This is a genomic window from Cobetia sp. AM6 (assembly GCF_009617955.1).
Lineage (GTDB): Bacteria > Pseudomonadota > Gammaproteobacteria > Pseudomonadales > Halomonadaceae > Cobetia > Cobetia amphilecti.
The window spans coordinates 1,105,223-1,118,513 of record NZ_AP021868.1 but is presented as its reverse complement, the minus strand read 5'-3'; the positions used below and the strand labels follow the sequence as shown (position 1 = coordinate 1,118,513).

The following is a 13,291-nucleotide window of genomic DNA, read 5'->3' as shown; positions in this document are numbered from 1 at the left end:
AATATCTTGCCATCTTGATGACAGTGCCCGAGGGCACCGCCTCAGTCTTCCGCCCGCTCCAGCAGCAACATCGATTCCAGATGTGCCGTGTGAACGAACATGTCCGCCATCAGGGCACGCGTGACGCGATAACCGGCCTCCTGCAACAGCCGTGCATCACGCATCAACGTGGTCGGGTCACAGGCGATGTACAGCACACGCTGCGGCACTCGGCTGACCCTCCCAGCATGCAGATCACGTGCCAGCTCCTCGCAGAGAGGCTGAGCGCCATCACGCGGCGGGTCTAGTACCAGAAGGTCGATACCCTCGAGTGACGGCAGGGCCTTGCTCAGGTCCGCTCGACGTGCACTCACCTGAGCCAGGCCGTTGGCTTCGGCGTTGACCATCAGCTGATCGACCATGCCCTGACTGCCCTCGATGCCCGTCACCTCACTGGCGCCGGCCGCGGCCGCCGCCAGGGTCAGGTTGCCGACACCGGCGTAGAGGTCCATCACCTTGAGGCCACTGACGTCGCCCAGCCATTCGAAGGCGGTGTCGATCAGACGCTGATTGAGCGCCGCATTGACCTGCACGAAGTCGCCCGGCGAGAAGGCAAGACGCAGCGTCGTTGCGCCGATATTCAGCGAATACGCGGCGTTCGGCGTGCCCGACAGCCACTCCAGCACCACCGGATCACGTCCGACCCGCCAGCCGACCACCAGGCCATGCTGCTCGGCGAAGGCCTGCCAGCGCTGCGCATCACGCGGCACCGCCTTGAGCTGGCGCACCACCACGATGACCTGCCCTTCGGCAGCGGTCAGCTCCAGATGGCCCAGACGCTTGGGCGCCTCGAGGCTTTCGATCAGCTCACGCAGCGGCGCGAGCAGGCGGTCCAGCTCCGGCACCAGCACGCTGCAGGTGGTGATATCGACCAGCTGGTTGCTGCCGCGTCCCCGGAAGCCGAACTGCAACTCACCGGCATCGGTCACGCGTACGCCGATGCGCGCGCGACGGCGATAACGGCTTTCATCTTCGCCCAGAGGCTGAATCTCGGGCAGCGTCACGCCATTGCGTGTCGCATGTTCGCCCAGCACCTGCACCTTATGGGTGCGCTGTGCATCCAACGCCATATGCTGCAGATCACAGCCGCCACAGCTGCCGAAATAGCCACAGGGCGGCGTCACACGACTGTCAGCCGCGTTGTCACGTGCACGCACATGCGCCTCATTGAAGCGCTTGTGGGTGCGGTGGATGGCCAGCGTCACGCGCTCGCCGGGCAGGGCCTGATCGATGAACTGGGTCTTGCCGCTCTCGTCATGGGCGATGCCGCGCCCATCATGGGCCAGGCGGTCGACCGTCAGCCACTGGCTGTCGGCGTCGCTGGCATTGCGGGTGCCACGACTGGCCACTTCCTTCTCGCGACGGGTCGGCTTGCGCGCCGGTCGCTTCTGTCCGAGCAGCGCCATCAGGAACGCTCCCCTGCGACGGCTTCATTGTGGGGCGTGTCCTGCTGAGTCATGTCGTCGTCCTGGGTATAGAGGCCTGTCGAGAGATAGCGGTCTCCCCGGTCACAGACGATGAACACGATGACCGCATTCTCGACCTGCTCGGCGAGCTTGAGCGCGCCCGCCAGCGCACCGCCGGAGGAGACACCGGCCAGAATGCCTTCTTCGCGCGCCAGGCGACGCATGCAGACTTCGGCTTCGTGCTGACCGATATCCAGCGTGCGGTCGATGCGTGAGGCATCGAAGATCCGCGGCAGATACTCGGCAGGCCAGCGGCGGATACCCGCGATACTGGCGCCTTCGGCAGGTTGCAGACCGACGATCTCGATGGCCGGATTCTGCTCCTTCAGATAGCGCGAGGTGCCCATGATGGTGCCGGTGGTGCCCATCGAGGACACGAAGTGCGTGATGCGTCCGTGGGTCTGCTGCCAGAGTTCCGGCCCGGTGGTGCGGTAATGCGACAGCGGATTGTCCTGGTTGGCGAACTGATCCAGCGCCTTGCCCTCGCCACGCGCGATCATCCCCTCGGCCAGGTCCCGTGCGTGCTCCATGCCATCGGCTTCGATCAGCGTGGCCCCGTAGGCGCCCATCGCCTGCTTGCGCTCGCTGGAGGCACTGGCCGGCATCACCAGCACCATGCGGTAGCCCTTGATGGCCGCCGTCATGGCCAGCGCGATGCCGGTATTGCCGGAAGTCGCCTCGATCAGGGTATCGCCGGGAGAGATCTCGCCGCGCGCTTCCGCCTCCTGGAACATGGAAAGCGCCGGACGATCCTTGACCGAACCGGCGGGGTTGTGACCCTCCAGCTTGGCCAGCAGCACATTGTTGCGGCCTGCGGTGATGCGCGTCAGGCGCACCAGCGGCGTGTTGCCGACGACATCTGCAAGGCTGGGATAATCGGACGCGCCAGGGTTGGCGTCACCGGGGGTTTCGCTGAGATGAGACATGAGAGGCAGACTCCAGAGACGCCGCGCCCGGACAGCCGAATGACAGCGGTCAGGCGCTGGCATCGCGACCAAGGACGAACGGGGGGCCGCGTCGGGGTGTAGATGATGCGCGCAGTATATCGCTCCCGCCCAGCCCTGTCAGGGCGCTCGCCATCGCTTCGCTCAAGAGCGCGAGGTATGCTTGCCGCTGATGCTCGTTCGCCCTTTGACGATGGATTGCCATGCTGCTTCGTACCCGATTCCAGCTTGCCCTCTTGCTGCTGCCCCTCGCCACCAGCCTGATGTTCAGCCTGTATGCGGTGGACCGCGAGATCAGCGGTGAGCGCCTGGCCATGATGGAGCGCCTGCAGGCCAGCATGCAGGCCATCATGCCGGGCATGGCCAACGCCGCCCTCGCCGCTGACGACCAGCGCCTGCACGAGCAGGCCCAGATGCTGATCGACCAGCGCGACGTGCGCGCCCTGACGCTGCGCACCGCCAACGGCGGCGCCCTGTTGCATCTCGGCCCCAGCCAGCGCCCGGAAACCAGCACGCTGGTCGAGAGCCAGGCCTACCCATCGGACCCGGACTCGCTGGTGATGGTGATGCCGGTCATCGACCCGTGGCGCGAGACGCAGCGCGGCGAGCAGATGTCGTGGCTGGTACTTGAGGCCTCCGACACCCGTCTGGTGCTGCATCGCTACCAGCTGCTGGTCGGCTACGGGCTGGCCAATCTGGTCTTCGGGCTGGCGCTGCTGCTGCTGGCCTTCCATGGCTCGCGCCGCATGCTGCAGCCGCTGCATGAACTGGGCGAGGCCCTGACCTGTCTGGCGCGCGGCGAGACACACCGCCAGCTGCCGGTGGCAGGCAATGACGACCTCAGCGAGCTGGCCGAGAACTACAACCGCAGCGTCGAGCAGCTCAAGCGCGCCCGCGAGGACATGCAGGACCAGATCGAACAGACCACCCAGGACCTGCACGAGTCGATGGAAACCGTCGAGATCAAGAACATCGAGCTCGACATGGCGCGCCGCAAGGCGCTGGAAGCCAACCGCATCAAGTCGGAATTCCTGGCCAACATGAGCCATGAGATCCGCACCCCGCTCAACGGCATCATCGGCTTCAGCAACCTGCTGGGGCGCAGTGATCTGGACAACCGCCAGCGCGACTGGCTGGGCCACATGCAGAATGCCTCCTCGAGCCTGATGTCATTGATCAATGACATTCTCGACTTCTCCAAGATCGAAGCCGGCAAGCTCGAACTCGAGAAGGTGCAGATGGACATCGAGCCGCTGATCGAGGAAGTGCTCGCCATGCATGCCCCGGAGGCCCATCGCAAGCATCTGCATCTGCTCGGGCTTGTCTATGACGACGTGCCGCAGCGCTTCGAGGGCGACCCGCTGCGCATCAAGCAGGTGGTGACGAATCTGGTCGCCAATGCCGTCAAGTTCACCGAGCGCGGTGAAGTCATCGTGCGCGTGATGGTGGATGACCTCTCCGGCAGCAACACCCGCCTCAAGATCGCGGTGGCAGACACCGGCATCGGCATGGACAGCGCCCAGCGCAATCGTCTGTTCCAGGCCTTCTCGCAGGGAGACCCGTCACGGGCACGCCAGTTCGGCGGCACCGGCCTGGGGCTGATGATCTCCAAGCGACTGGTCGAGCAGATGGGCGGCGAGATCCAGGTCGACAGCCTGCCCGGCCACGGCTCCACCTTCCTGTTCAGCGTGCCGGTGGCGGTGAGCAGCATCGAGGAGCGCCCGCGCGAAGTCGTGTTCGATCATCAACGCATCTGCCTGATCGAGCCGCACTCGGCCACCCGTCGCGCCCTGAGTTACCTGCTGACCCGCTGGTCACTGACGCTGGTCGGCATCGAAGAGCAGCCGGACCTGGTGGTGGTCGCGCTGGAGAGCCGCGACCTCAAACGGCTGGATGAATGGGGCGCGCGCCTCAAGCACCTGCCGTGTCGCGTGCTGGGCCTGCTGAACGCGCCCCTGCCCGCCGACGCCGAGAACCTGCAGCAGTACGGCATCGACGAGGTGGTCAGCAAGCCGGTCACACGCCTGCAGATGCGCCACAAGCTGGCCAATCTGCTGCATTCACCTCACCGCGACCCGACTCAGGCGCCGCGCAGCGCCTCCTTCACCTCGTTCGAGCCGGCCACACGCGAGCAGGACGCAAGCACGGCACCAGCCGCCAAGCCCACCGCCACGTCTGATGCGAGCGCCACGCCTGTCAAGACGCCACCGGCCGGCCCGCGGCCTGAGCTCACCGCCCAGCCTGCGAGTCAGGAAACGTCCGCACAGCCTCGCAAGTGCGTGATGGTGGTCGACGACAATCCCTCCAACCGCCTGTTGGCCGAGGAGCTGTTGACCGACATGGGGCTGGACACCCTGGCCGCCCAGAGTGGCGAAGAGGCGCTGGCGCTGGCTCAGGAGCAGGTCGTGGATGCCGTCCTGATGGATATCCAGATGCCGGGCATGAACGGACTGGAAGCCACCAAGGCACTGCGCCATCAACATCGCGAGGGCAACCGCCACCTGCCGGTGATCGCCCTCACCGCCCATGCATTGGCGCATGAACGGCGAGAGCTGCTGGCGGAAGGCATGGATGATTACCTGATCAAGCCCATCGACGAGGGCCTGCTGGCCAACCTGCTCAGCCGTCATCTGGGCATTTCGCTGAACCCGCCACCGCAGGCCGCGCGGTCATCCAGCCAATCGCGCAGCCCTGCCCGCAGCCAATCGCGCAGTCCAGAACGCAACCAACCGCGCAGCCCTGCTCGCAGTCAGGCGACGTCTGCCTTGCCGCCGGGAGTGAAAGACACTGCCAGCCAGGCCGAGTCCTCGCCGCCGGCAGCGCCGCTGCCCCGCTCTGCCGCGAAGAGTCAGCTCAGCCTGGAGCAGGACGCCGACCTGCCGGTGGTCGACATGGCGCTGGGCGTGGAGATGGCCGGTGGCCGCGAGGCCCTGGCTCTGGAGATGCTGGGGCTGTTGATCGAGAGCCTGCCGGAGAGCGAGGCGAGGATCCGCCGCGCCTGGCAGGCGCGTGACAACGAGGCGATGCTCGATGGCGTGCATTATCTCAACGGCGCCTGCCGCTACTGTGGCGTGCCACGCCTGGCACTGCTGGTGGAAGCGCTGGAGACCCGCATCCGCGTCAGCGGCCTGTCGCGGCTGGAAGAGGATGTCGAGGCCCTGTTCGCGGCCATCGACAGCCTGATCCAGTGGTCGCACAGCGATGAGGCCAAGGCCTTGCTCGCCGCGCCGCTTGAACCGGCTAGCCCCGACGGTGAGGCGCCTGAGACGGCTGAGACGCCGACAGCGTCCCCTGTCGAGACCTCGCCCTCATCCCCGCCCGCCACCGCGCCCTCGAATGCACCCGCTGAGCCATCCGACACAGGCTCGTCATCGGTAAGCAAGCCACAGACAAGCGGGCCACAGACAAGCGAGCCCCAGTCCAAAAACCAGCCCTGAAAAACCAGTCCTGAAAGACCAGCCCTGCACAAACGACAACGCCACCCGCTGCCGCAAGGCAGGGGTGGCGTTGTCGTTTCGAGCGCCGTGTTCAGAGACGCGATCCAGCGCCAGATCGAAGGAGGCTAACGCTCCAGCACCACGAAGGCGATGGCCTGATCACGCTCATCACTGATCGACAGGTGCAGATGGCGGATTCCCGCCCGCGCGGTCAGGGTTTCCGCCTCATCAGACAGCTTGAGCGAGGGCTTGCCCAGGGCGTCGTTGACCACCTGAATCTGGGTGAAGCGCATGCCCTGACGCAGGCCGGTGCCCAGCGCCTTGACGAAGGCTTCCTTGGCCGCGAAACGCTTGGCCAGAAAAGCCGCCGGCTGAGGGTGATCGGCAAAGCGCGCCAGCTCCTCTTCCCCCAGCAGTCGGCGCGCAAAGCGCTCGCCGTGGCGCGCCATGCCTGCCTCGAAGCGCTCGATACGCGCGATGTCCGTGCCTATGCCGACGATCATCCGCAGCAGCCTGAGCCCTGCACATGCTCATGGTCATCACCGTGTTCGTGGTCATGGTCATGGTCATGATCGTGCGCATCCAGCGCGGCCATCAGGCCCGCTTCCTGGCCTGCGATGCACAGACGCTTCATCTCGATGACGGCCTCCTTCAGGCCGACGAACATGGCGCGCGCGATGATCGCGTGACCGATGTTCAGCTCGTTGAGCCCGGAGATACCCGCGATCGCCTCGACGTTGTGATAGTTGAGGCCGTGACCGGCATTGACCACCAGCCCCAGCTCGTTGGCCAGCTCCGCGGCGGCCGCGATACGCTCGAACTCGACACGCGCCGTCTCGCCCGTGGCATCGGCATAGGCGCCGGTATGCAGCTCGATGACCGGCGCACCGGCCTCGAAGGCGGCACGGATCTGCTCCGGCTCCGGGTCGATGAACAGCGAGACTTCACAGCCCGCCGCTGCCAGACGCTCGCAGGCGGCGGTGATGCGCGCCAGATCACCGGCGACATCCAGTCCGCCTTCAGTGGTCAGCTCTTCGCGCTTTTCCGGCACCAGACACACGTTGGCCGGCTGGACTTCCTCGGCCAGCGCCAGCATTTCTTCGCTGACGGCCATCTCGAGGTTCATGCGCGTGTTGAGCACCTCGGCCAGAATGCGCACGTCGCGCTCCTGGATGTGGCGACGGTCTTCACGCAGGTGCACGGTGATACCGTCGGCACCCGCCTCTTCCGCGACCAGCGCGGCCTGGACCGGGTCCGGATAGCGGGTACCACGCGCCTGACGCAGTGTGGCGATGTGGTCGATGTTGACCCCGAGCAGGATGCGCAGCGGATGCATGATCAGCTCCTAACGATGAACAAGAGAACAGGCATGGCGACGAGGGCCATGCCGAAGACAGGTCGCGCAATACTATCATGCGTCACGCCGCAGCCGGACAGTGTCGCCACGCCTGATGACGTCAGTCGGACTGACGACTCTGACGCCGCCTGGCCGTCAGCTGCATCATCAACTCGCGCGAACGCAGCGGACGGTCCCCCAGCAGCGGCGCCAGCGCACGTCGCGCCAGCCACAGGCTCTCGCGGGCAAGCCCTGCATGGCCCCAGTCTTCACTGGCCAGCAACTTCAAGGCGCGGCCTTCGATGCCTGCCGCGCCTGGCGGCTGCGCCTGAAAGCGACGTTCACTGACCACATAGTCATAGCGCACGTCCGGCATCAAGGGGCTGTCATCCAGGCCGCGAAATTGCGGCAGTTGTTCCAGCGCTTCCAGCAGACTGTATTCCAGTCGTCTGAGCGCGGGGGCGCGTCTGGCGGGCAGTGCCACTTCATCCAATGTCAGCGAGTAGAGCGCGAACAGCTCCGGCACCGGCATTTCCACCGGCAGCGTGCGGGTCAAAAGCTCATTGGCGTAGAACCCGCACAACAGCCCCTCGCCCGCCAGCAGACTGGCGCTGCCGCCGGTCTCCATCAGGTTGAGAGTCTTGAGATCGCTCTCGCCACGCCAGGTGACATGCAAGGGCGTGAACGGCTGCAGTCGGGCACGCGCCTTGCTGCCCGGGCGCTGAACGCCACGCGCCACCGCGCGCACCCGTCCGTGTTCGAGGGTCAACAATTCGATGATGGCACTGGTTTCACGGTAAGGCTTGCGATGCAGCAGGAAGGCCGGTTGCGGCGTCATCAGGCAGGCTCACGTCAGACGGTGGCTTGGCAAAAAAAGCTGGCAGAAGGACTGGCAGAGGGGCTGGCAGAGGGGCTGGCAAGAAACGAGACCGCCTGGACAGGGCCAGGCGGTGCGCGGCAGAGACCGCGAGAACATCGAATCGGCGACGGGCGGCACACGGCAGTCACGCCCCTTTGGGATCGCCACCACCCTGCACCGCTCGCGCGACGTCGTCAGTCCTTGTCGTGGGTGTAACCCAGACTCTTCAGGGCACGCTCGTCATCCGACCAGCCACGCTTGACCTTGACCCACAGGTTCAGCATGACCTTGGCGTCGAAGGCGCGCTCCATCTCGAGACGCGCTTCACGGCCGATGTTCTTGATGCGCTCACCATTCTCGCCGATCAGGATCTTCTTCTGACCCTGACGCTCGACCATCATCAGCGCGCTGATGTGCAGGGTGCCGCGCTGATCGGTCTTGAATTCCTCGATCTCGACGGTCATCTGGTAGGGCAGTTCATCGCCCAGCTGACGCATCACCTTCTCGCGCACCAGCTCGGAGGCCAGGAAGCGAGAGCTCTTGTTGGTGATCTGGTCGTCCGCGAACATGTGCTCGCCCTGTGGCAGACGCTTCATCACGTTCTCGAGCAGCAGATCGATGTTGGTGCCGTTCTTGGCCGACATCGGAATGATGGCCGCGAAGTCACGACGCTCCTGCAGGCTCTGCAGCCAGGGCGCGAGGGTGGTCTTGTCCTTGAGCCAATCGATCTTGTTGACCACCAGGATCACCGGCGCCTTCACGTGGGCCAGCTTCTCGAGCACGATCTGGTCTTCTTCCATCCAGCGGGTGCGGTCGACGATGAAGACGACGGCATCGACGTCACGCAGCGCCTGGGTGGCGGCCTGGTTCATGAAGCGGTTGATCGCCTTGTTGCGATCGCGCTGCATGATGTGGATCCCCGGGGTATCGACGAAGACGCACTGGGTGCCCTCTTCGGTGTGGATACCCATCACCTGGTGACGCGTGGTCTGCGGACGACGCGAGGTGATCGAGACCTTCTGGCCCAGGATGTGGTTCATCAGCGTCGACTTGCCGACATTCGGGCGACCGACGATGGCGACGAAGCCACAGCGGGTGTCCGGCAGCGGCTGATCGCTGACACCGGCGGCGGCCAGCATGCCCTCGAGGGCATCCGGCGTGCCGGCGCCGTTATCAGTGGAGTGATCAGGGGCGTCGCCGCTCGGGGTGACGTTGTCTTCTGGGGTATGGCTCATGAGCGGCCTCCGCGGGCAGGTTCGAGCAGTTGCAGCGCGAACTCGGCCGCCTGCTGTTCAGCATGACGGCGGCTGGAGCCGACGCCTGTGGTCTTGGTGTCGATCATCTCGACGTGGCAATCGACGCTGAAGGTCTGCGAATGCGCTTCGCCTTCGACGCTGGTCACCTCATAACGCGGCAGTGCCGCCTGACGCGATTGCAGGAATTCCTGCAGACGCGTCTTGGGGTCTTTCTGGGTGTCCTGAAGATTCAGCGCTTCAAGACGGGTGGCGTACCAGCGCAGCACGTGTTCACGTGCCACCTGCATGCCGGCGTCCAGATAGATGGCGCCGATCACGGCTTCCACGGCATCGGCCAGAATGGACTCGCGACGGTGACCGCCGCTTTTCATCTCACCGGAGCCCAGACGCAGGTTCTCGCCGAGATTGAATTCACGCGCCAGCTCCGCGAGGGTCTGGCCCTTGACCAGACGCGCACGCAGGCGTGACAGCTGGCCTTCACGGGCCTGGGGGAAGCGCAGGAACAGCGCTTCGGCGATCACGAAGTTGACGATGGAATCGCCAAGGAATTCGAGACGCTCATTGTTCTGGCCACCATAGCTTCGATGGGTCAGAGCCAGTTCCAGCAGGCTCGCATCCTCGAAGGTGTGGCCGATACGCTTTACAAAGGCATTCAGCGGGCTACTCACAGGTCTCCCTACTCTCTTTTTGTCGCTGACGCCCGCGGGCGTCCTGTCGAATGGTGCATCAGTCATGCTGGCTGATGCCTGTCGTCTTCGACATGTCTCGCGATGCCCGAAGCCTACGCGGCTTGAGGAGTTGCCGATTGCCACCATCCCAATCCGATATTCGTCAGCCGCGCTGCCCGCAAGCTTGTGGCCACGGGTCCGACATGATGAACAGCAGGTTGACATGGCAGGCACGACGCATCGTCCCATGTCGAAAATCCGCACTGATAAGGCCGGCGGGCCAATGTGGCCCTGCCAGACACGACCGGGCCGCCTCTCGGCGGCCCGGTCAATGCACTGATCAATGAATCAGGCGTACCGAGGAAAAGTCCGGGAACCCTTCTTTCCAGTGCATCCACACCGCCACCGCCTTGCCGACGATGTTCTCTTCCGGCACGAAGCCCCAGTAGCGGCTGTCGTTGGAGTGATCACGGTTGTCACCCATCACGAAGTACATGCCTTCCGGCACCCGGATCTCGCGCATCTGCGGGCCGGGGTCCTGAGGGTTATTGTAGATTTGATGGGCGTGTTTCCCCAGTGTCTCATCCAGCAGGTCTTCACCGGACTGTTCACTGGAGTTGCGCGCATTCAATGTCTTGTCGATGGCCTCACCATTCACGTAGAGCTGCTTGCCTTCGTAGCGAATGGTATCGCCCGGCAGGCCGACGACGCGCTTGATGAAGTTGGTGGACGGATCCTCCGGGAAACGGAACACCATCACATCGCCACGCTCCGGCTCGCCAACTTCCAGCACCTTGGTGTCGACCACCGGCAGGCGCAGGCCATAGTCATACTTGTTGACCAGGATGAAGTCGCCGATCTTGAGCGTCGGCAGCATCGAGCCGGACGGAATCTGGAACGGCTCGAACGCGAAGGAGCGCACCACCAGCACCAGCAGCAGTACCGGGAAGAAGGACTTGGCATAGTCCACCGGCCACGGGTCGCGCGCCAGCTTCTCACGCGTGCCAGCGTCCAGTTCTCCTTCGACGGAGGCCTCGGCCTTGGCCACACGCGCCTTGCGCGCACTGCGCAGGGCAACCAGGTCTATCAACCACACCACGCCGGCTACCGCTACGGCAATCACCAATACAAGCGAGAAATCCATCGTTGTCCCTGTCTGCCCTGGGTCTTGGTGGCAAGCCGCCAGACGGCGGCCTGCCTCAGTCGTTCATCTTGAGCACGGCAAGGAAGGCGTCCTGGGGAATTTCCACCCGGCCGACCTGCTTCATGCGCTTCTTGCCCGCTTTCTGCTTCTCGAGCAGCTTCTTCTTGCGGCTGACGTCGCCGCCGTAACATTTGGCGGTCACGTTCTTGCGCAGCGCCTTGACGGTGGAGCGTGCCACGACCTGGCCACCGACGGCGGCCTGGATCGCCACATCGAACATCTGACGCGGAATCAGCTCTTTCATCTTCTCGACCAGCAGACGGCCGCGGCCATGTGCATGATCACGGTGGATGATCGCCGCCAGTGCATCGACGCGGTCGCCGTTGATCAGCACGTCCAGACGCACCAGCTTGGCCGCCTCGAAGCGCTCGAAGCTGTAATCCAGCGACGCATAGCCCTTGGAGATGGACTTGAGGCGATCGAAGAAGTCCATCACCACTTCCGCCATCGGCAGTTCATAGATCAGCTGGATCTGGCTACCCAGGAACTGCATGTCGAGCTGAACGCCACGACGATTGACGCACTCGGTGATGACGTTGCCGACATATTCCTGCGGCACGAGGATGGTAGCGCGGCAGATCGGCTCACGCAGCTCATCGACGTTGGCCATGTCCGGAAGCTTGGACGGGTTGGACACCGGCAGCACATCGCCGTTGTCCATCAGCACCTCATAGATCACCGTCGGCGCGGTGGTCAGCAGATCGAGATTGTACTCGCGCTCCAGACGCTCCTGGATGATCTCCATGTGCAGGGTGCCGAGGAAGCCGACACGGAAACCGAAGCCCAGCGCGTCGGAGTTCTCCGGCTCGTAGTCCAGCGAGGCATCGTTGAGCGCCAGCTTCTGCAGCGCATCACGGAAGTCCTCGTAGTCATCGGAGCTGATCGGGAACATGCCGGCATAGACCTGCGGCTTGACCTTCTGAAAGCCCGGCAGACGCTCGACCTTGTCGGCGGTCTTGGTGTGCACGATGGTGTCACCCACCGGCGCGCCCATGATGTCCTTGATCCCGGCGACGATGAAGCCGACCTCACCGGCGCGCAGCACGCCGGTTTCCTTGCGCTTGGGCGTGAAGATACCGATCGCGCCGGTTTCCCAGTCGCGGCCGGTGGACTTCAGGCGGATCTTCTCGCCCTTCTTCAGGGTACCGTCGAAGATACGCACCAGCGAGACGACGCCGAGGTAGTTGTCGAACCAGGAATCGATGATCAGCGCCTGCAACGGTGCCTCCGGATCGCCCTTGGGCGGCGGAATGTCACGTACCAGACGCTCGAGCAGCGCTTCCATGCCCATGCCGGACTTGGCCGACACCTGACAGGCGTCCGTCGCGTCCAGACCGATGATCTCCTCGATCTCCTGGGAGACCTTCTCCGGGTCCGCCTGCGGCAGATCCATCTTGTTGAGGACCGGCAGCACCTCGAGGCCCTGCTCGATGGCGGTGTAGCAGTTGGCCACCGACTGGGCTTCGACACCCTGGCCGGCATCGACCACCAGCAGCGCCCCTTCACAGGCATACAGCGAGCGCGAGACTTCATAGGAGAAGTCGACGTGGCCCGGCGTATCGATGAAGTTCAGCTGATAGGTATTGCCATCGTCAGCGTGGTAGTCGAGGGTCACCGACTGCGCCTTGATGGTGATGCCGCGCTCACGCTCGATGTCCATCGAGTCAAGCACCTGCTCCTTGAGCTCACGGTCGCTCAAGCCTTCGCACAGCTGGATGATGCGGTCAGCCAGCGTGGACTTGCCGTGGTCAATGTGGGCGATGATTGAGAAGTTGCGGATATGCTTCAAGGACGGCGGCGTTACGCGTTCGGTCATGGATCACTGCTCTGTATTTGTGCCCGTCTCCGTGAAATCACACGGCCAACACGGGAGACGACGGAAATCGAATTGCACGCATTGTACAGTCCGACCACAAGCGATGATAGAAGGCGTTGCCTTTTGCGCCCCTCCGGCCCTGTCACAACCCGCCTGAACTCGGGTGAACCGCAGGGCCGCCCGGTAGCAGACGGGGCGCACAGTCGCCCGTGCGCCCCGTCTGCTACCGGAGTGACCGCCTTCGTGCCGGTGGCGGTCACCTTCTG

General features: G+C 64.3%; 10 protein-coding genes. 1 reads left to right on the top strand and 9 read right to left on the bottom strand.

What is annotated here, in order from left to right:
- Positions 1-41: 41 nt before the first annotated feature.
- A complete protein-coding gene (locus tag CLAM6_RS04785; protein WP_153635283.1) occupies positions 42-1,445 on the bottom strand; it encodes an RsmD family RNA methyltransferase in 1,404 nt (467 codons plus the stop codon).
- Positions 1,445-2,431, bottom strand: a complete 987-nt coding sequence (gene cysM, locus CLAM6_RS04780; protein WP_153635282.1) for a cysteine synthase CysM — start codon at positions 2,429-2,431, stop codon at positions 1,445-1,447. Before cysM ends, CLAM6_RS04785 begins: the two co-directional genes overlap by 1 nt.
- A 221-nt stretch (positions 2,432-2,652) precedes the next feature.
- Here cysM and CLAM6_RS17880 point away from each other — a divergent pair, with 221 nt between their 5' ends.
- A complete protein-coding gene (locus CLAM6_RS17880; RefSeq protein ID WP_153635281.1) occupies positions 2,653-5,886 on the top strand; it encodes a hybrid sensor histidine kinase/response regulator in 3,234 nt (1,077 codons plus the stop codon).
- Positions 5,887-6,011: 125 nt separating this feature from the next.
- Here CLAM6_RS17880 and acpS read toward each other — a convergent pair whose 3' ends face one another.
- From acpS to lepA, 7 genes are all read right to left on the bottom strand, one after another.
- Positions 6,012-6,389, bottom strand: coding sequence for a holo-ACP synthase (gene acpS, locus CLAM6_RS04770; protein WP_153635280.1), 378 nt, complete (start codon positions 6,387-6,389; stop codon positions 6,012-6,014).
- Positions 6,386-7,222 (bottom strand): pyridoxine 5'-phosphate synthase, encoded by an 837-nt coding sequence (gene pdxJ, locus CLAM6_RS04765; protein WP_153635279.1) that lies wholly within the window; start codon positions 7,220-7,222, stop codon positions 6,386-6,388. Before pdxJ ends, acpS begins: the two co-directional genes overlap by 4 nt.
- A gap of 121 nt (positions 7,223-7,343) precedes the next feature.
- Positions 7,344-8,060 carry a DNA repair protein RecO gene (recO, locus tag CLAM6_RS04760; RefSeq protein ID WP_153635278.1) on the bottom strand — a complete coding sequence of 239 codons (717 nt, stop codon included), beginning with the start codon at positions 8,058-8,060 and terminating at the stop codon, positions 7,344-7,346.
- A gap of 215 nt (positions 8,061-8,275) precedes the next feature.
- Positions 8,276-9,220, bottom strand: a complete 945-nt coding sequence (gene era / locus CLAM6_RS04755; RefSeq protein WP_052384345.1) for a GTPase Era — start codon at positions 9,218-9,220, stop codon at positions 8,276-8,278.
- 92 nt (positions 9,221-9,312) lie between these two features.
- Entirely contained in the window at positions 9,313-10,005 is a 693-nt protein-coding gene (gene rnc, locus CLAM6_RS04750; protein WP_043331866.1) for a ribonuclease III, read from the bottom strand.
- A 340-nt stretch (positions 10,006-10,345) separates the two neighbouring features.
- Positions 10,346-11,149, bottom strand: coding sequence for a signal peptidase I (gene lepB, locus CLAM6_RS04745; RefSeq protein ID WP_054554987.1), 804 nt, complete (start codon positions 11,147-11,149; stop codon positions 10,346-10,348).
- Positions 11,150-11,204: 55 nt separating this feature from the next.
- The gene (gene lepA / locus CLAM6_RS04740; RefSeq protein WP_043331869.1) at positions 11,205-13,025 is read right to left on the bottom strand and encodes a translation elongation factor 4; all 1,821 of its coding nucleotides are present in this window, start codon (positions 13,023-13,025) and stop codon (positions 11,205-11,207) included.
- Positions 13,026-13,291 lie beyond the last annotated feature (266 nt).

What these genes read in the sequence shown, in the direction of transcription:
- CLAM6_RS17880 (WP_153635281.1), top strand. Translation starts at nt 2,653, where the DNA reads ATGCTGCTTCGTACCCGATTCCAGCTTGCCCTCTTGCTGCTGCCCCTC.
- pdxJ (WP_153635279.1), bottom strand. Translation starts at nt 7,222, where the DNA reads ATGCATCCGCTGCGCATCCTGCTCGGGGTCAACATCGACCACATCGCC.
- cysM (WP_153635282.1), bottom strand. Translation starts at nt 2,431, where the DNA reads ATGTCTCATCTCAGCGAAACCCCCGGTGACGCCAACCCTGGCGCGTCC.
- lepA (WP_043331869.1), bottom strand. Translation starts at nt 13,025, where the DNA reads ATGACCGAACGCGTAACGCCGCCGTCCTTGAAGCATATCCGCAACTTC.
- lepB (WP_054554987.1), bottom strand. Translation starts at nt 11,149, where the DNA reads ATGGATTTCTCGCTTGTATTGGTGATTGCCGTAGCGGTAGCCGGCGTG.
- acpS (WP_153635280.1), bottom strand. Translation starts at nt 6,389, where the DNA reads ATGATCGTCGGCATAGGCACGGACATCGCGCGTATCGAGCGCTTCGAG.
- era (WP_052384345.1), bottom strand. Translation starts at nt 9,220, where the DNA reads ATGCTGGCCGCCGCCGGTGTCAGCGATCAGCCGCTGCCGGACACCCGC.
- recO (WP_153635278.1), bottom strand. Translation starts at nt 8,060, where the DNA reads ATGACGCCGCAACCGGCCTTCCTGCTGCATCGCAAGCCTTACCGTGAA.
- CLAM6_RS04785 (WP_153635283.1), bottom strand. Translation starts at nt 1,445, where the DNA reads ATGGCGCTGCTCGGACAGAAGCGACCGGCGCGCAAGCCGACCCGTCGC.